The sequence below is a fragment of the Pseudomonas frederiksbergensis genome (assembly GCF_017114915.1).
GTDB lineage: Bacteria > Pseudomonadota > Gammaproteobacteria > Pseudomonadales > Pseudomonadaceae > Aquipseudomonas > Aquipseudomonas frederiksbergensis_I.
The window spans coordinates 62260-79652 of record NZ_JAAUOE010000019.1; the positions used below are offsets into that span (position 1 = coordinate 62260).

A 17393-nucleotide genomic window follows, 5' to 3' on the forward strand; every position below is an offset into this window, starting at 1 on the left:
CAATAACCTCAGGGTAGAGGGTTGAAGCGCATGTGGCGAGGGGATGCCCTGAAGTGGGGCATTGGGTGCGATCTTTTAAGGCCTTCAGGCCTGAGCCTTGGCCTCGGCCAATTGCTGCCACAGCGACGGTGCGCCGGCGGATTTGGCGATGGCTTCCAGACGTGCCATGTGTTGAGCCAAATCTTCTTCACTGGCGCGGATGATCCGGGCTGGCTGACGGTCGGCCGGAAGACGACGGATTTCGGTAGCGGAGTTGTCCGCGCCCTCACCGGACCCATTGCCATCGGATGCGTTACCGGCCAACGACAGGCTGGTCTGGCCGCCGGTCATGGTCAGGTAAACGTCGGCGAGAATCTCTGAGTCGAGCAAGGCGCCGTGCAGTTCACGGCCGGAGTTGTCGACACCGTAACGTTTGCACAAGGCGTCGAGACTGTTGCGCTGCCCCGGGTGACGTTCCCGGGCCATGATCAGGGTGTCGAGGACCGTGCAGTGTTGCGTGATGTCCGCGCGATCGTGCTGGCCCATCAGCGCAAATTCGTTGTTGATGAAGCCAACGTCGAACGCCGCGTTATGGATGATCAGCTGTGCGCCCTTGATGAATTCAAAAAACTCATCGGCCACTTCCGTAAAACGCGGTTTGCCCACCAGAAACTCGTTAGTGATGCCATGGACGCCGATGGCGCCCTCGTCACTCTCGCGATCCGGTTGCAGGTATACGTGGAAATGCCGGCCGGTCAGGCGCCGACCGATCAACTCGACACAACCGATTTCGATAATCCGGTGGCCGTCGGTCACCGGCATGCCGGTGGTTTCGGTATCGAGTACAACGGATCTGGTGGCCATCAGTGCTCAGCTCTCAACGGGTCAATCGTGCAAAAGCGGCGATGTTATCACGCTCGCGGGATCGGGCGGGCGTCCGCAATCTGATCGTTCCCACGCGCAGCAAAGGAATGCATCCCGTGACGCTCTGCGTCACCCGCGAAGCGGAACGCGGAGCGTCCCTGGCGGCATTCCCACGCAGAGCATGGGAACGATCATCCGTAGAGGGTCTAGGCTTGCTTGTACCCGCGCACTTCATCAACGCCACGGTTGGCCAGCTGGTCAGCCCGTTCGTTGCCATGATGGCCAATGTGCCCGCGCACCCATTTCCAGGTGACATTGTGGCGGTTGACCTGCTCGTCGAGCAGTTTCCACAGGTCGGCGTTTTTCACCGGTTCTTTCGACGCGGTTTTCCAGCCGCGTTTCTTCCAGTTGGCCATCCACTCGTTGATGCCTTTCATCACGTACTGGGAGTCGGTCACCAGCAGTACGTCGCAGGAGCGCTTGAGTTCTTCCAGGCCGCGGATCGCGCCCATCAACTCCATGCGGTTGTTGGTGGTGTTGGCTTCGCCGCCCCAGAGTTCCTTTTCAACACCCTTGTACACCAGCAACGCCCCCCAGCCGCCCGGGCCAGGGTTGCCCTTGCAGGCGCCATCGGTGAAGAGTTCTACGCTATCGCTCATGCCAATCTATCCAGAAAATGCGGTGGCTCGCCGATCGGTGATCGACGATGCCCGAGGCCGGGGCGAACCCGGCCGGGAATATAAACGTGTATTACGGCTCGATATGGCGACGGTTGACCTTGGCCATCGGTAACGGGATCAGCTTGCCCATTGGCTCGCGCCGCTCCTGACGCAACGGCCGCAGCCCCACAACGATCTTGCGCGCGACCAATAAATAGAAGCCGCCACCCGACAATTGCCAGTCACCGGCCTTGCGTTCCCAACCGGCCAGACGGGCCTGCCAGGCGGGTGAGGCGAGCGGCGGACGATAGCACCCGAAGCGGCGTTTCTCCAGCGCGAAGCCCAGCAGGTTCAACCAGTCGCTGACCCGCGACGGCGAAATGCAGCGAGCCTGACGCAAGGCGTCATGGGCGAATACGTGACGCAGGCCCCAGCTGCTCCAGGGGTTGATCCCGATAATCAGCAGATGCCCGCCGGGGCGCACGCTGCTCGCCGCTTCGCGCAACAAACCGTGGGGCGACAGGCAGAAATCCAGTCCGTGCTGCAACACCACCACATCAGCGGCATGCTCGCTCAGGGGCCAGGCCTGCTCTTCGCAGACGATCTCGACCCCCGGCAACGGCGCACCGAGCCGCACATTGCGCTGGACCTGCGGTGCCGACGGGGGAGTCTGCGCCGAGGGGCCGTAATGCACCAGATAACCACCGAAGAAGCGCCCCAACTCGTCTTCGAGCATGCGTCGTTCTTCGTCGAGCAGAAATTGCCCGATGGGGCCGGACAGCCACTCACGGGCCGCGCTGATCAACGCCAGCCAGTCAGGATCAGCCTGAGCGAACGCTTTATCGGTCATTGCATTCTCCAACGCGCCAGGAAGTTCTAAGATGCGCCAATGTTTTCCGCTTGGCGAATCCGACGATGATACAGATCAGTGCCCTGCCCGCCTTCACCGACAACTACATCTGGTTGTTACAAGACCACGGCACCCGGCGCTGCGCCGTGGTCGATCCGGGCGATGCCGCGCCGGTACAGGCCTGGCTCGCGGCGCACCCGGGTTGGGTGTTAAGCGACATTCTGATCACTCATCACCATCATGACCATGTCGGCGGCGTCGAGCGGCTGAAAAAAGCGACAGACGCGACCGTCTATGGCCCGGCCAGCGAAACCATCCCGGCGCGGGACGTGGCCCTCAAGGACGACGACCGTATCAACGTGCTGGGCTGGGACTTCGAGGTCATCAAAGTGCCAGGCCATACCCTCGGGCACATCGCCTATTATCACCACGGCCATCTGTTTTGCGGCGACACCCTGTTCGCTGCCGGTTGCGGACGATTGTTCGAAGGCACACCCGAGCAAATGCATCACTCGCTGAGCCGTCTCGCGGCGCTTCCCGAAGACACGCTGGTCTATTGCACCCACGAATACACCCTGAGCAATCTGAAGTTTGCCGTGGCGGTCGAACCGGGCAACTCCGATACCCTCGAACGACTGGCCAAAGTCACCCGGCAACGGGAAGCCGGAACCATGACGCTGCCTTCGACACTGGCGCTGGAAAAGCGCACCAATCCGTTTTTGCGTACCGGCGAAACATCCGTTAAAGAAAAAGTGGACGAACGGAACGGAACGGAAAACCGGGCGCCGAGTGCGGTCTTTGCGGCACTACGGGCTTGGAAAGATACGTTCTAAAGATCCTGTGCGCTGGTACAAAAGTTCTGAATGGTTGACCGCAGGGGGTGCGCTTTCTAGAATCGCCCGACATTTTTGCCCGGAACTTACTTCCAGCCAATGTCGTCATCTATTCGTAAAGCCATCAATTCAGACGCATTGACCCGCTTGGCTCAAGCCATTGCGGTGGCTGTGTCCGCCACTTTGGCGGGCTGTTCCAGCCATGTGCCGCAGACCGAAGCGACACACACGCCGAAGGTCGCCGCGCGAGCCAAGCAAAAACCGATCTGGCTCAGCGAAAAACCGACACCGCAAATTCCACAAGACATCTGGGAGCGCATGCGCCAAGGCTTCCAGTTGCAGGACAACCTGGGCGTCAACCCGCGCATCGAGCAACAGCGCCTATGGTTCGCCAGTAATCCGTCCTTCCTCGAAAACGCCGGCGAACGCGGCAGCCTCTACATTCACTACATCGTCGAACGCCTTGAAGAACGCAACATGCCGCTGGAACTGGCGCTGTTGCCGGTGATTGAAAGCGCCTACAACCCGATGGCCTATTCCCGGGCCGACGCGGTGGGTCTTTGGCAATTCATTCCTTCCACCGGGCGTTACTTCAACCTGCGTCAGACCCGTTTCTATGATGGCCGTCGCGATATCACCGCCTCGACCACCGCGGCCATGGATTACCTGACCCGCCTGCACGACATGTTCAACGGCGACTGGCTGCTGGCCCTGGCGGCCTACAACGCCGGCGAAGGCACGGTCAGCCGGGCCATCGAGCGCAACGAACGACTCGGCCTGCCGACCGATTACTGGAACCTGCCGCTGCCGGCGGAAACCCAGGCTTATGTGCCGAAGCTGCTGGCGTTGTCGCAAGTGGTGTTGGCGCCCGATGCCTATGGCGTGAACCTCAACCCGATCGCCAACGAACCATACTTCCAGGTCGTCGAAATCAACCAGCGCATGGACCTGTCCAAGGTTGCCGCGGTGGCCAACATCGACGAAGACGAACTGTTCCAGCTCAATCCGGCCTTCAAGCAGCGCACCACCATCGACGGTCCCCAGCATCTGCTGGTGCCGACGTCCAAGGCGCAACTGCTGACCGCCAGCCTGTCGACCATGCGCCCTGAGGAGCTGATCAGCCAGCGGCCGCTCAAGCCGGTATTCGAAGGTGCCGACGACAGCGAAATCGCCAGCGTCAAGCGCGCTTACCGGGTCAAACGTGGCGACAATCTGGGCACCATTGCCAAGGCCAATAAGGTCGACATCAAAGACCTGCAACGCTGGAACAAGCTGAACGGCAAGAACCTCAAGGTCGGCCAGACCCTGGTGATGCAGGACACTACCAGGCGCAAATCCGGGCGCGTCAACACCGTAGTGGCGGCCAATAGCAAGGCAACGGGCAAAGCTGAGAAACAGAAGTCGCAGACCCAATACAAGGTCCAGCAAGGGGACTCGCTGTACATGGTCGCCAAACGCTTCAACGTCGAAATGCAGCACCTCAAGCGCTGGAACCCTCGGGTTGGCCAGGCGCTGAAGCCGGGGCAGATGCTGACGGTTGCTTCGCCACAATAAGCAGCGCGCCCTGTCGAGGGCTATTGTGGCGAGAGCTTGCTCCCGTCGGGTTGCGAAGCAGCCCCAAAACCTGATATCCGATGATTTCTGACACACCGCGTACTTAGGTTTACGACTGCTTTTTCCTGTCGGTACAAGCTGTTACTGTACGGCCGATAAAGCCCAAGCCGCCTGGATCGGATCTCTGACTTGAAGCGTCCCCTCCTCCTGCTCCTGATCAGCCTGGCCTTGAGCACCTGCGCAAGCGCGACGATCAGCGAAAGCCACGGTTATGCGCAGTTCGGCACGCTCAAGTACCCGGCCCGATTTACCCACTTCGACTGGGTCAACCCGCAAGCGCCCAAGGGCGGTACGTTGCGGGTGATGGCGTTTGGCACCTTCGATACGCTCAACCCCTACACGTTCAAAGGTTCAAGCCCGGTTTCCACCGGGAACTTCCTGCAATATGGCATCAACGAACTCAACGAACCGTTGATGGTCGGTACCGGCCAGTACGCGCCGTCCGGCGATGAGCCGACGTCCAGTTATGGCCTGATCGCCCAATCGGTGGAATACAGCGAGGACCGCAGCTGGGTGGTGTTCAACCTGCGCCCCGAAGCGCGCTTCCACGATGGCACGCCGATCACCGCTTACGATGTCGCGTTCTCTTACCGACGGCTGCTCAAGGAAGGTCATCCGCAATACCGCACCAACCTTCAGGAAGTGTCGCGGGTCGACATCCTCAACCCGCAGCGCATTCGCTTCGTCTTCAAACGCTCCGGCAATCCGTTGCTGATCCTGCGCCTGGGCGAGTTGCCCGTGTTGCCCCAGCACTACTGGAAAGATCGCGACTTCAAGGCCACCACCTTCGAGCCGCCATTGGGCAGCGGGCCATATCGCATCACCTCGGTAACCCCCGGGCGGCAGATCGTCTTCGAACGGGTCAAGGATTACTGGGGCAAGGACCTGCCGGTCAATCGCGGCAAGTACAACGTCGATCGCATGGAAGTCGAGTTCTACCGTGACAGCGACGTGGCCTTCGAAGCGTTCAAGGCCGGCGAGTTCGACATCTACATCGAGCATCAGGCGAAGAACTGGGCCAACGGCTACGACTTCCCGGCCGTGCGCCGTGGCGAGGTGATCAAGGCGCAGATCCCGCACCGGATCCCGACCCAGAGCCAGGGCCTGTTCATGAACACCCGGCGGCCAGCCTTCGCCGAGATCAAGGTCCGTGAAGCGCTGGGGCTGATGTTCGATTTCGAGTGGACCAACCGCACGCTGTTCAGCAGCGCCTACACACGTGCCATGAGCTATTACCCCAACAGCGAGTTTTCCGCCACCGGGCTACCGGTCGGTCACGAATGGCTGTTGCTCAAACCCTATCGCGACCAATTGCCCGCCAGGTTGCTCATCGAGCCGTTCAGCCTGCCGCAGACCGAAGGCCGCGGCATTCCACGGGAAACCATGCGCAAGGCCTTGAGCCTGCTCGCCGAGGCCGGCTGGAAGCTCAACGGTCAGCGACTACAGAATGCCATTGGCCAACCGTTGCGCTTTGAGATCCTGCTGGTCAACCCGAACCTGGAACGCATCCTTCAGCCTTACGTCGAGAACCTCGCCAGCATCGGCATCGACGCACGGCTGCGCACGGTCGACCGCGCCCAGTACAAACAGCGCCTCGATCAGTTCGATTACGACATGATCCTGATGACCCTCAACCAGACCCTCAGCCCGGGCCTGGAGCAATGGCAGTACTTCCATTCCAGCCAGGTCGGGGTCAAGGGCAGCAAGAACTACGCAGGCATCGCCAACCCGGTGGTCGACCATTTGCTCGAACAACTGCTCGCCGCCCAGACCCGGAATGAACAAGTCGCCGCCGGCAAGGCGCTCGACCGGGTGCTGTTATGGCAGCACTACATCATTCCCAACTGGTACCTCAATTATCACCGTTTGGCCTACCGCAACCGGTTCGCCTTCGTCACGACGCCGCCCTACACCCTGGGCCTGAGCGCGTGGTGGCTGAAATCTTCGGAGAAAGATCGATGAAACCCGTACGTGCCCTGCTCTTGCAGGCCAGCGGTCTGTTGTTCGCCGGGCTGGCCTGCGCCGCCCCGCAACATGCACTGACCCTGTACAACGAGCCGCCGAAATACCCGGCCGATTTTAAACACTTCGATTACGTGAATCCCGACGCGCCCAAGGGCGGTATCTTCCGTCAGGCCGGGTTCGGTGGCTTCGACAGCCTCAACCCGTTCATCAGCAAAGGCGTGCCGGCCGACGACATTGGCATGATCTACGACACCCTGGCCAAACAGGGCCTGGATGAACCCTTCACCCAATACGGCCTGATCGCCGGCAAAATCGAGAAAGCCCCGGACAACGGCTGGGTACGCTTCTACCTGCGGCCCGAAGCCCGCTTCCACGACGGCCACCCGGTGCGTGCCGAAGATGTGGTGTTCAGCTTCCAGACCCTGGTCAAGGACGGCGCTCCGCTCTACCGCGTCTATTACAGCGATGTGGAAGAAGTGGTCGCCGAAGATCCGCTCAAAGTGCTGTTCAAGTTCAAGCACACCAACAACCGCGAACTGCCGCTGATCCTCGGCCAGTTGCCGGTACTGCCCAAACATTGGTGGGCCACCCGCGACTTCAACAAGGGCAATCTGGAACTGCCGCTGGGCAGCGGCCCGTACAAAGTCAGCGAAGTGAAGGCCGGGCGCTCGGTGCGCTATGAGCGGGTCAAGGATTACTGGGGCAAGGACCTGCCGGTCAATCGCGGCTTCTACAATTTCGAGGTGATGACCACCGACTATTACCGCGACAACACCGTCGCGCTGGAAGCGCTCAAGGCCGGTCAGTTCGATTACTGGCTGGAATCGGCCGCGAAAAACTGGGCCAAGGCCTACAACATTCCGGCGGTGACCGAAGGGCGGCTGATCAAGGAAGAGATTGCCAACGGCAACCCGACCGGCATGCAAGGTTTCGTGTTCAACTTGCGCCGCTCGGTGTTTCAGGATGTGCGCGTGCGCCAGGCATTGACCCTGTTGCTGGATTTCGAATGGACCAACAAGCAACTGTTCAACGGCGCCTATGTGCGCACCCGCAGCTACTTCGAAAACTCGGAAATGGCCGCCACCGGCCTGCCGGACGCCGATCAACTGGCGATCCTCGACCCGTTCCGCGGCAAGATTCCCGAGCAAGTGTTCAGCGAGGCGTTCCAGAACCCGGTGACCGACGCCAGCGGCATGATCCGCACCCAGCAGCGCCAGGCTTATCAACTGCTGCAAGAGGCTGGCTGGCTGATCGTCGACGACAAAATGGTCGACGCCACCGGCAAACCGGTGACCCTCGAATTCCTGCTGGCCCAGACCGAGTTCGAGCGGATACTGCTGCCGTTCAAGCGCAACCTCAGCGACCTGGGCATCGACCTGGTGATCCGCCGGGTCGACGTCTCGCAATACATCAACCGCGTGCGCTCACGGGACTTCGACATGATCGTCGGCAGTTTCCCGCAATCCAACTCGCCGGGTAACGAACAGCGTGAGTTCTGGATGACCGACGCCGCCGACAAACCCGGCAGCCGCAACTCCATGGGCCTGAAAGACCCGGTGGTGGACCAACTGGTCGAGCAACTGATCAACGCCGATTCGCGCCAAAGCCTGGTGGCCCATGCCCGGGCGCTGGACCGGGTGCTGCAATGGGGGTATTACGTGATCCCCAACTGGCACATCAAGACCTGGCGCGTGGCGTACTGGAATCACATCGGCCACCCGAAGGTTTCGCCCAAATATGACATCGGCATTAACACCTGGTGGGTCAAGCCCGATGCAAAACCTGCGGTAGAAATCGAAACCCAACTGCAAGCCGACCCTGCGGGCACGGAGTAATCAGATGCTGGCGTATATTTTTCGGCGACTGCTGCTGATCATTCCGACCCTGCTGGGCATTCTGCTGATCAACTTCGTGATCATCCAGGCCGCCCCCGGTGGGCCGGTGGAACAGATGATCGCCAAGCTCGAAGGCTTCGAAGGCGCCACCAGCCGCATTGCCGGCGGCGGTGCCGAAGTGTCGGTGGCCGGTTCCGCCTATCGCGGGGCCCAGGGCCTGGACCCGGCGCTGGTCAAGGAAATCGAGCACATGTACGGCTTCGACAAATCGGCGCCGGAACGCTTGTGGATCATGATCAAGAACTACGCCACCCTGGATTTCGGCGACAGCTTCTTCCGCGACGCCAAGGTCATCGACCTGATCAAGGAAAAGCTGCCGGTGTCGATCTCCCTGGGGCTGTGGAGCACGCTGATCATGTACCTGGTGTCGATCCCGTTGGGGATCGCCAAGGCGACGCGACACGGCAGCCACTTCGACGTCTGGACCAGTTCGGCGATCATCGTCGGCTACGCGATCCCGGCGTTCCTGTTCGCCATTTTGCTGATTGTGGTGTTCGCCGGCGGCAGTTATCTCGACTGGTTCCCGCTACGGGGCCTGACCTCAAACAACTTCGATGAACTCAGCACCGGCGGCAAGATCCTCGATTATTTCTGGCACATGGCGCTACCGGTGACCGCCTTGGTGATTGGCAACTTCGCGACCATGACCCTGCTGACCAAAAACAGCTTCCTCGACGAGATCAACAAGCAGTACGTGGTCACCGCCAAGGCCAAGGGTCTGACCCGCCACCGCGTGCTGTACGGTCATGTGTTCCGCAACGCCATGCTATTGGTGATCGCCGGTTTCCCCTCGGCATTTATCGGGATCTTCTTTACCGGCTCGCTGCTGGTGGAAGTGATTTTCTCCCTCGACGGCCTCGGTTTGATGAGTTTCGAAGCCGCGATCAACCGCGATTACCCGGTGGTCTTCGGCACGCTGTTTATCTTCACCCTGCTGGGGCTGGTGGTGAAGCTGATCGGCGACCTCACGTATACCTTTGTCGATCCGCGTATCGACTTCGAAAGCCGGGAGCATTGAGATGAACCTGTCCCCGCTCAATCGCCGACGTTTCGAACTGTTCAAGGCCAACAAGCGTGGTTGGTGGTCGTTGTGGCTGTTTCTGATTCTGTTCGGCGCAAGCCTCGGCGCCGAGCTGATCGCCAACGACAAACCGCTGGTGGTGCATTACGACAACGCCTGGTACTTCCCGGCGCTCAAGCGCTACCCCGAAACCGCGTTCGGCGGCGAATTCCCGCTGGAAGCCAATTACAAAAGCCCGTACATCCGCGAACTGCTCAAGGCCAAGGATGCCTGGGTGCTGTGGGCGCCGATTCCCTACAGCTACCAGAGCATCAACTACGACCTGAAAGTCCCCGCCCCCGCGCCGCCTTCGGCCGACAACCTGCTGGGCACCGACGACCAGGGCCGCGATGTGTTGGCCCGAGTGATTTACGGCTTCCGGATTTCGGTCCTGTTCGCCCTGACCCTGACCCTGCTCAGCTCGATCATCGGCGTGATCGCCGGGGCCTTGCAGGGCTTTTATGGCGGCTGGGTCGATCTGGCCGGCCAGCGTTTCCTGGAGATCTGGTCCGGCCTGCCGGTGTTGTACCTGCTGATCATCCTCGCCAGCTTCGTGCAACCGAATTTCTGGTGGCTGCTGGGGATCATGCTGCTGTTTTCGTGGATGAGCCTGGTGGATGTGGTGCGCGCCGAGTTCCTGCGCGGCCGCAATCTGGAATATGTGCGCGCGGCCAGGGCGCTCGGCATGCGCAATGGTGCGATCATGTTCCGCCACATTTTGCCCAACGCCATGGTCTCGACCATGACCTTCATGCCGTTCATCCTGACCGGCGCCATCGGCACCCTGACGGCCCTCGACTTCCTGGGCTTCGGTCTGCCGCCGGGGGCGCCGTCGCTGGGTGAACTGGTGGCTCAGGGCAAATCGAACCTGCAAGCACCGTGGCTCGGTATGAGTGCGTTTGCAGTGCTGGCGCTGATGTTGAGCCTGTTGGTGTTTATCGGCGAGTCCGCTCGCGATGCCTTCGACCCGAGGAAGTGAAATGAATCAGGACAATCTGATCGAAGTGCGCGACCTGGCCGTCGAATTTGTCGTCGGTGAACGCGTGCAGCGGGTGGTCGAGGGCGTCAGCTTCGACATCAAGCGCGGCGAAACCCTGGCGCTGGTGGGCGAAAGCGGCTCCGGCAAATCGGTGACCGCCCACTCGATCCTGCGGCTGCTGCCCTACCCGCTGGCCCGGCACCCGTCCGGCACCATCACTTATTCCGACCGGAATCTGCTGGACCTGAAAGAGAAAACCATCCGCCACATCCGCGGCAACCGGATCGCGATGATCTTTCAAGAGCCGATGACCTCGCTCAATCCGCTGCATTCGATCGAGAAACAGATCAACGAGGTGCTGGGCATCCACAAAGGCCTGACCGGCAACGTCGCGACCAAACGCACGCTGGAGCTGCTGGAAATGGTCGGCATCCCTGAACCGCAGAAGCGTCTCAAGGCCCTGCCCCACGAATTGTCCGGTGGCCAGCGCCAGCGGGTGATGATCGCCATGGCCCTGGCCAACGAGCCGGAATTGCTGATTGCCGATGAGCCGACCACCGCGCTGGACGTGACCGTGCAGCTGAAAATCCTCGAATTGCTCAAGGCGTTGCAGGCCCGCCTGGGCATGGCGTTGTTACTGATCAGTCACGATTTGAACCTTGTGCGAAGAATTGCGCATCGCGTATGTGTCATGCAGCGTGGTTGCATCGTCGAACAGGCATCGTGCGAAGAATTGTTCCGCGCGCCGCAGCATCCGTACACCCGGGAACTGCTGGCAGCGGAGCCCAGCGGCAAGCCGGCAACCAATGTCATTGGCCCGCCGCTGTTGCAAGTCGAGGACCTGAAAGTCTGGTTCCCGATCAAAAAAGGCTTTCTGAAAAAGACCGTTGACCACATCAAAGCGGTGGACGGGATCAATTTCAGCCTGCCCCAGGGCCAGACCCTGGGGATTGTGGGGGAAAGCGGTTCCGGCAAGTCGACGCTCGGCCTGGCGATTTTGCGGCTGATCGGTAGCAAAGGCGCCATCCGTTTTGAAGGCAAGCAGCTAGACTGCCTGACGCAACAAGAGGTTCGACCGCTGCGGCGGGAAATGCAGGTGGTGTTCCAAGACCCTTTTGGCAGCCTGAGCCCACGGATGTGCGTGAGCCAGATCGTCGGCGAAGGCCTGCGGATCCACAAGATGGGCACCGAGGCCGAGCAGGAACAAGCGATTATTGCGGCACTCAAGGAGGTAGGTCTGGATCCGGAAACCCGGCACCGCTACCCCCATGAATTTTCCGGTGGGCAGCGGCAGAGGATCGCCATTGCCCGTGCTTTAGTGCTAAAACCGGCGTTGATTCTGCTGGACGAGCCGACCTCGGCCCTCGACCGCACCGTGCAACGCCAAGTGGTGGAGCTGCTACGTTCACTGCAAACCAAGTACAACCTGACGTATCTGTTTATCAGCCATGACCTGGCTGTCGTCAAAGCGCTGAGCCACCAGCTGATGGTGGTCAAGCATGGCCAAGTGGTCGAACAGGGAGACGCGCAAAGTATCTTTGCCGCCCCCCAACATCCGTATACACAGCAGTTGCTGGAAGCCGCTTTTCTGGCACCAGCCACTGCGCAATAAACCTGAAAGAGAGGAGCAACACATGGGTTTTCTCGCCGGTAAGCGCGTACTGATCGTCGGTGTCGCCAGCAAGCTGTCCATCGCATCCGGCATCGCTGCCGCCATGCATCGCGAGGGCGCTGAGCTTGCCTTCACTTATCAGAACGACAAACTCAAGGGTCGTGTCGAAGAGTTCGCACAAGGCTGGGGTTCGAGCCCTGAGCTGTGCTTCCCGTGCGACGTGGCCAGCGATGAAGAAATCGCCAAGGTCTTCGAAGAGCTGAGCAAGAAGTGGGACGGCCTGGACTGCATCGTGCACTCCGTCGGCTTTGCCCCGGGCGACCAACTGGACGGCGACTTCACCGAAGCCACCACCCGTGAAGGTTTCCGCATCGCTCACGACATCAGCGCCTACAGCTTCGTGGCCCTGGCCAAGGCCGGTCGCGAAATGATGAAAGGCCGCAATGGCAGCCTGCTGACCCTGTCGTACCTGGGCGCCGAGCGCACCATGCCGAACTACAACGTAATGGGCATGGCCAAGGCTTCCCTGGAAGCTGGCGTACGTTACCTGGCCGGCTCCCTGGGCCCGGACGGCACCCGCGTCAACTGCGTATCGGCAGGCCCGATCCGCACCCTCGCCGCTTCCGGCATCAAGAACTTCCGCAAAATGCTGGCCGCCAACGAAGCGCAAACCCCGCTGCGTCGTAACGTCACCATCGAAGAAGTCGGCAACGCCGGCGCCTTCCTGTGCTCGGACCTGGCGTCCGGCATCAGCGGCGAAATCATGTACGTGGACGGCGGCTTCAACACCACCGCCATGGGCAACATCGAAGAGTGATCTTCGGTTAGCCGTTAAAAACCCGCCTCTTCAGGCGGGTTTTTTTGCAGCCTCAATATTTATTCCATTGCCATCAACTCAGGATCCCAATAACCGTAGGCTCTTTTTTGGTCGTGTATGAACCACAATCAGCGGCAAGGATAATACGCCCACTGTTTCCCTGAACAATTCCGTCACTCGCATCGCCGGGCCCGAGCTTGATACTACCTGCACCGCCAAAGTCGAGGTCAAGCTCGCCGCGATTGTGAACACGCATCACGTGAATCCAGATATCACCGTCAAACCGGTACACCAACGCAACGATCCTCTGCTTAGAATGCATAACAGTCACGGGAAATAGGCGGCCCTCTCCAACATCAATCGGCAGTGGAGCTCCATCGTTAAATGTCGGGTCCGGTTTGCCATCAGGCATCAGCTTGAACATCGAGAAAGTCGAAACTGCTGCACCATCCCTTTTCTCGGTGCCTAGCAAGATGATTTTATCGTCGTCTACAGTCATCTTGGCACTGGAGCTATAGTTCTTCGCCTCCCAATATCCCCCGTCGGCGAATGTTTGGTCCAGCTTGCCATTGGACTCAAGGCACGCTACAGATATTCTCGCGTTAGAGGTGTCGTCTTTGACTCTGTCAAGCGTTGCACTGACTACGATCTTAGCGTCTGGCAAAGCCCCAATACCCTCGATCCGTGTGTCCTGACCCTTTATACGTATCTCAATCTGCCCGTCGATACCGAAGCCCCGATCGGACAAACCATTCACATCAAGACGATGCAGCCTTCCTGCCTCGTAAATGGGCCTCCCGTCCACATCGTCTACCCTGTACCCCGACGAAACCAAGAGTTTGCCGTCGGCCTGGAGACATGCAACAGGTCGATGCGGATAAAACCGGACGCTATCAGGATCGTACGGATAAGGAAAAATCTTAGTACCGTACTCCAAGTCCGGCCTGCCGTTGGGATGAAATCTCGAAACTGCAGTGCGCCAGAGGAAGTGTGTGCGGATCGAGCTTCCGACCAGCAAAAACTTGCCGTCGGCTTGACGGATCAACTGCTCGGGTCTCGCGTCTTCATCTTTCTCGAACTGGCATTTTACGACCCCGTTGTCACCAAAGGTCAGATCCTTCGAACCGTCTGATAATACCCGATGCAATTGGGTTTCTTCATCGATCCATACTGCGAGGATCAGTCCTTCACCATCGTCCGTAACCGCTCGTATTGAGCCCTCAGTAAGTTTGACCTCGCCATTCACGCCGAAGGAGAGATCAATGTCTCCGGCGCTTTGGGGATTTTGTTTGTTCGACTGGGTCATTTTTTAATCCTCTGGAAAGTCTATTGACTCCATCCAGGTTCAAAATGCCCATCAAACCTGACTGCGCGGAGATGCCGTTGGCAGCCCACTGTCGCGATTATCCAAATAGGTGGCAACTATCAGAACTGATAGTTGACTTTCCTTAAGAGCCAATTGACTGGCCAGGCATAGGTTTTTGTACAGCGATGTGTGCGCGCTTGCTCGCGAAAGCGGTTGGCCAGTCAACATTTTCTATATGCCGGACTCCGCCTTCGCGAGCAAGCCCGCACACAGGGATCAGTCGTCGATTTGTGTCAGACACCGGGCAAACAACTGCTGGATCGGTTGTGTCCGCTGGCTATAACGCTGCAACAGCACGATCTCCCGGTAGAACGTCAGCTCACCCAACGGGATGACCCGCACCTTCGCCCCATGCTCAAGCCATAATCCCGCCTCGGGCAATAGCGAAACACCCAGCCCGCATTCCACCATTTTGACGATGGCTTCCAGCTCATCCAGCTCCAGGGCCACTTGCACATCAATCTGCTGCTCGCGCAAAAAGCGAGTCACCAATCGCCCGCCGAACGAATTGCGGTCATAGCGTACGTGGGGGTGGTTGGCGAGTAACTGCAGCGGGTCGTCGCCCTCAAGGTCTACCGGCACGATCAGTACAAACGGCTCCCGGCGGATGACTTGCACCGACAATTCCTTGGGTAGTTCAAACGGTGGCTTGATCAGAATCGCCAGGTCCACTTCGCCGGTGTCCACCTGGCTCAACAGGTTCAGGGATACCCCCGGCACCAGTTTCGCCTCCAGCAACGGCGCCTGTTGCCTGAGTCGCAATAACGCCTGGGGCAACAACCCGGTCTGGGCGGTGGCCACCGCGCCGATCTTCAATTCGCCACGAAACTCGCGGATGTCATCACTGACGGCCATGCGGCTGAAGGTCTCGAGCATTTCCTGAGCCATCGGCAACGCCCGCTGCCCCGCCGCATTGAGAATCGCCTGACGTCCGGTGCGATCGAACAGACGTATACCCAACGCCTGCTCCAGATTGCGGATCTGCGCGCTGACTGCCGACTGAGTCAGCCCGATGTGGATGCCTGCCGCAGCAAATGTGCCATGGCGTGTCACGGCAATGAAGGTTTTCAGTTCCCGCAGCATACGGCCCCCAATTGATCGAAATAATTTGAGCTCGCTGCAAAAACTATCGTCTTTCAATCGAAAAGCACAAGATTAAACTCAGTCTCAACTCCTACCCCGTCGAGGCACATCCGATGCAACTGTCCCCTTTTCATTTGGCCATCCCGGTTTACGATTTGGCCGCTGCCCGGCGCTTCTATGGCGAAGTGTTCGGCCTGCAAGAAGGTCGTTCCAGCGAGCACTGGGTCGACTTCAACTTTTTCGGCCATCAACTGGTGATTCATCTGGCGCCGAAAAACGCTTCTCAGGAAGCGGCCCATACCAACGCCGTGGATGGCCATGACGTACCGGTGCCGCATTTTGGTGTGGTATTGGGGATGGAGGAATGGGAAGCGCTGGCCGAGCGTTTGAAAGACCTTGGTACACACTTCGTGATCGAGCCGGGTATCCGGTTTCTGGGATTGGTGGGCGAACAAGCCACGATGTTTCTCTTCGATCCCTGTGGCAATGCCCTGGAGTTCAAGGCATTCAAAAATATCGATCAGTTGTTCGCCAAATGATCCGCCCGGCGCCCTTCAAGAATGACGAGCGTCGAACTGTCGGGCGCGCAACGCCTTATCAACCAGCGCCAGCAGGTCTTGCGCCGTTTGGGGTAGCTGAGCATCAAACTCGATCTGCCCGACACTGAAACGAATGTCATACCCACGATGCACCGTGGCATTGCGCTCATCGAGTATTTCTTCGAGGCGCGCCCTGATCGCGGCGATTTCCACTGGGGCGGCGCCCGTCAACAAGGCAACAAATTCATCGCTGCCCAGCCGGCCGATCACGTCGCTTTCACGAAAGGCTATACGCAGCACATCGGCGAAGGTTTTCAGGGCATTGTCGCCCTCGGCACGCCCATACAGCTGGTTGATGCGCTTGAAGTGATCGAGATCGAAAAACAGTAGCGTCGCGGGTTTGCCCATCTGCCGACAGGCCTCCAGCCCCAACCGCGCCAGAGCCTCGAAACCATGACGATTGGACAGCAGCGTCAACTCATCCATGCTCGCCATCTGCACGCCCATCAGTTCTTGCTCGGCCTTGCGCGACAAGTCGCGCAGTGCATCGCGATCCTGCGCTGCGCTGTCGAGAACGTTCGGCGCGCCAGCGCCGGGTTTGACCGGTTTGCCTGGGGTTAGCATCACTCACTCCTTTGATGGGTATGAACATTAGAGTCGTTCACACCCGGTATGACTCCCTGTAAACACGCCGCTGGTCAGCTACCCGCCACCGGACACGGCCCTCCAGCGTCCGCCCAGAGTTTGAACCGGGTGACGAAAATATGATGGGGGACCGGCACCGGCACCCGTCCCTCACCCGGACGCCAGCCCCAGAGCACCAGTTTGTCTTCGCTGACATGTTTGATCAGTGCCGCAAAATCACGATCGCCATTACTGGAGCGGTCCTTGATCGTCGCGCACAACCGGTCGGGTGGCAGGCCAATCCAGGCCATTTTGTGCGCGGCCGGCGGCAGGCTCCAATGTGGCGCCCCGGGCGGTGCGTGAGGCCCATAACTGGCGGGCGGATTGCTTTCGGCATGGCAACTGGCACACGGCAAACCAGCCGCCCCTTTGCCATCCATCCCGCGAACCACACTCATCGCGTGAGGATTGCCGGCGTCGAACTGTAAAGGCGAATCGCCGGGGATATGGCAGTTCTGACAACGGGGGCTCTGGAACACCTTCTGCACCGTCTCGAATGCCTTCACCGCTTCCTTATCATCAGCGAACAGGTCCGAGGCGTAACCACTCAGCCCGATCAACACCACCGCGCCCAATAACAGATGTCGTCTCATC

Annotated in this window: 16 protein-coding genes; 9 read left to right on the top strand and 7 right to left on the bottom strand. The window is 59.6% G+C overall.

What is annotated here, in order from left to right; all coding sequences use genetic code 11:
- Positions 1-84: 84 nt before the first annotated feature.
- From dnaQ to HCU66_RS15355, 3 genes are all read right to left on the bottom strand, one after another.
- A complete protein-coding gene (dnaQ, locus tag HCU66_RS15345; RefSeq protein WP_205889276.1) occupies positions 85-843 on the bottom strand; it encodes a DNA polymerase III subunit epsilon in 759 nt (252 codons plus the stop codon).
- 206 nt (positions 844-1049) lie between these two features.
- The gene (gene rnhA, locus HCU66_RS15350) at positions 1050-1502 is read right to left on the bottom strand and encodes a ribonuclease HI (RefSeq protein WP_205889277.1); all 453 of its coding nucleotides are present in this window, start codon (positions 1500-1502) and stop codon (positions 1050-1052) included.
- Between the two features lie 91 nt (positions 1503-1593).
- Positions 1594-2352, bottom strand: coding sequence for a methyltransferase domain-containing protein (locus tag HCU66_RS15355; protein WP_205889278.1), 759 nt, complete (start codon positions 2350-2352; stop codon positions 1594-1596).
- A gap of 65 nt (positions 2353-2417) precedes the next feature.
- Here HCU66_RS15355 and gloB point away from each other — a divergent pair, with 65 nt between their 5' ends.
- From gloB to fabI, 8 genes are all read left to right on the top strand, one after another.
- Complete coding sequence (gene gloB, locus HCU66_RS15360) at positions 2418-3185, top strand: hydroxyacylglutathione hydrolase (RefSeq protein WP_205889279.1); 768 nt, start codon at positions 2418-2420, stop codon at positions 3183-3185.
- 99 nt (positions 3186-3284) lie between these two features.
- Positions 3285-4739: a transglycosylase SLT domain-containing protein gene (locus HCU66_RS15365; protein ID WP_205889280.1), complete on the top strand. Its 1455-nt coding sequence runs from the start codon at positions 3285-3287 to the stop codon at positions 4737-4739.
- A gap of 207 nt (positions 4740-4946) precedes the next feature.
- On the top strand, positions 4947-6761 hold the full coding sequence (locus HCU66_RS15370; protein WP_420908058.1) for an extracellular solute-binding protein: 1815 nt from the start codon (positions 4947-4949) through the stop codon (positions 6759-6761).
- Positions 6758-8599 (top strand): extracellular solute-binding protein, encoded by a 1842-nt coding sequence (locus HCU66_RS15375; RefSeq protein WP_205889282.1) that lies wholly within the window; start codon positions 6758-6760, stop codon positions 8597-8599. The genes HCU66_RS15370 and HCU66_RS15375 overlap by 4 nt, the downstream gene beginning before the upstream one ends.
- A 4-nt stretch (positions 8600-8603) precedes the next feature.
- Complete coding sequence (locus tag HCU66_RS15380) at positions 8604-9677, top strand: microcin C ABC transporter permease YejB (protein WP_205889283.1); 1074 nt, start codon at positions 8604-8606, stop codon at positions 9675-9677.
- Position 9678: 1 nt separating this feature from the next.
- Positions 9679-10698: an ABC transporter permease gene (locus HCU66_RS15385; RefSeq protein WP_205889284.1), complete on the top strand. Its 1020-nt coding sequence runs from the start codon at positions 9679-9681 to the stop codon at positions 10696-10698.
- 1 nt (position 10699) lies between these two features.
- Positions 10700-12310: an ABC transporter ATP-binding protein gene (locus tag HCU66_RS15390; RefSeq protein WP_205889285.1), complete on the top strand. Its 1611-nt coding sequence runs from the start codon at positions 10700-10702 to the stop codon at positions 12308-12310.
- A gap of 22 nt (positions 12311-12332) precedes the next feature.
- On the top strand, positions 12333-13127 hold the full coding sequence (gene fabI, locus HCU66_RS15395; RefSeq protein WP_003202751.1) for an enoyl-ACP reductase FabI: 795 nt from the start codon (positions 12333-12335) through the stop codon (positions 13125-13127).
- A gap of 73 nt (positions 13128-13200) precedes the next feature.
- Here fabI and HCU66_RS15400 read toward each other — a convergent pair whose 3' ends face one another.
- On the bottom strand, positions 13201-14433 hold the full coding sequence (locus tag HCU66_RS15400; protein ID WP_205889286.1) for a hypothetical protein: 1233 nt from the start codon (positions 14431-14433) through the stop codon (positions 13201-13203).
- A 276-nt stretch (positions 14434-14709) separates the two neighbouring features.
- The gene (locus tag HCU66_RS15405; RefSeq protein ID WP_205889287.1) at positions 14710-15576 is read right to left on the bottom strand and encodes a LysR family transcriptional regulator; all 867 of its coding nucleotides are present in this window, start codon (positions 15574-15576) and stop codon (positions 14710-14712) included.
- 113 nt (positions 15577-15689) lie between these two features.
- On the opposite strand from HCU66_RS15405, the gene HCU66_RS15410 reads away from it, so the two are divergent.
- Entirely contained in the window at positions 15690-16115 is a 426-nt protein-coding gene (locus HCU66_RS15410) for a VOC family protein (RefSeq protein ID WP_205889288.1), read from the top strand.
- 15 nt (positions 16116-16130) lie between these two features.
- Here the strand turns inward: HCU66_RS15410 and HCU66_RS15415 are convergent, their stop codons facing one another.
- Together HCU66_RS15415 and HCU66_RS15420 are read right to left on the bottom strand one after the other, a co-directional pair.
- Entirely contained in the window at positions 16131-16739 is a 609-nt protein-coding gene (locus tag HCU66_RS15415) for a GGDEF domain-containing protein (RefSeq protein WP_205889289.1), read from the bottom strand.
- Between the two features lie 74 nt (positions 16740-16813).
- Complete coding sequence (locus HCU66_RS15420) at positions 16814-17392, bottom strand: hypothetical protein (protein WP_205889290.1); 579 nt, start codon at positions 17390-17392, stop codon at positions 16814-16816.
- Position 17393 lies beyond the last annotated feature (1 nt).

Excerpts from the sequence above, each read along its gene's own strand:
- dnaQ (WP_205889276.1), bottom strand. The coding sequence starts at position 843 with ATGGCCACCAGATCCGTTGTACTCGATACCGAAACCACCGGCATGCCG.
- rnhA (WP_205889277.1), bottom strand. The coding sequence starts at position 1,502 with ATGAGCGATAGCGTAGAACTCTTCACCGATGGCGCCTGCAAGGGCAAC.
- HCU66_RS15355 (WP_205889278.1), bottom strand. The coding sequence starts at position 2,352 with ATGACCGATAAAGCGTTCGCTCAGGCTGATCCTGACTGGCTGGCGTTG.
- gloB (WP_205889279.1), top strand. The coding sequence starts at position 2,418 with ATGATACAGATCAGTGCCCTGCCCGCCTTCACCGACAACTACATCTGG.
- HCU66_RS15365 (WP_205889280.1), top strand. The coding sequence starts at position 3,285 with ATGTCGTCATCTATTCGTAAAGCCATCAATTCAGACGCATTGACCCGC.
- HCU66_RS15375 (WP_205889282.1), top strand. The coding sequence starts at position 6,758 with ATGAAACCCGTACGTGCCCTGCTCTTGCAGGCCAGCGGTCTGTTGTTC.
- HCU66_RS15380 (WP_205889283.1), top strand. The coding sequence starts at position 8,604 with ATGCTGGCGTATATTTTTCGGCGACTGCTGCTGATCATTCCGACCCTG.
- HCU66_RS15385 (WP_205889284.1), top strand. The coding sequence starts at position 9,679 with ATGAACCTGTCCCCGCTCAATCGCCGACGTTTCGAACTGTTCAAGGCC.
- HCU66_RS15390 (WP_205889285.1), top strand. The coding sequence starts at position 10,700 with ATGAATCAGGACAATCTGATCGAAGTGCGCGACCTGGCCGTCGAATTT.
- fabI (WP_003202751.1), top strand. The coding sequence starts at position 12,333 with ATGGGTTTTCTCGCCGGTAAGCGCGTACTGATCGTCGGTGTCGCCAGC.
- HCU66_RS15400 (WP_205889286.1), bottom strand. The coding sequence starts at position 14,433 with ATGACCCAGTCGAACAAACAAAATCCCCAAAGCGCCGGAGACATTGAT.
- HCU66_RS15405 (WP_205889287.1), bottom strand. The coding sequence starts at position 15,576 with ATGCTGCGGGAACTGAAAACCTTCATTGCCGTGACACGCCATGGCACA.
- HCU66_RS15410 (WP_205889288.1), top strand. The coding sequence starts at position 15,690 with ATGCAACTGTCCCCTTTTCATTTGGCCATCCCGGTTTACGATTTGGCC.
- HCU66_RS15415 (WP_205889289.1), bottom strand. The coding sequence starts at position 16,739 with ATGCTAACCCCAGGCAAACCGGTCAAACCCGGCGCTGGCGCGCCGAAC.
- HCU66_RS15420 (WP_205889290.1), bottom strand. The coding sequence starts at position 17,392 with ATGAGACGACATCTGTTATTGGGCGCGGTGGTGTTGATCGGGCTGAGT.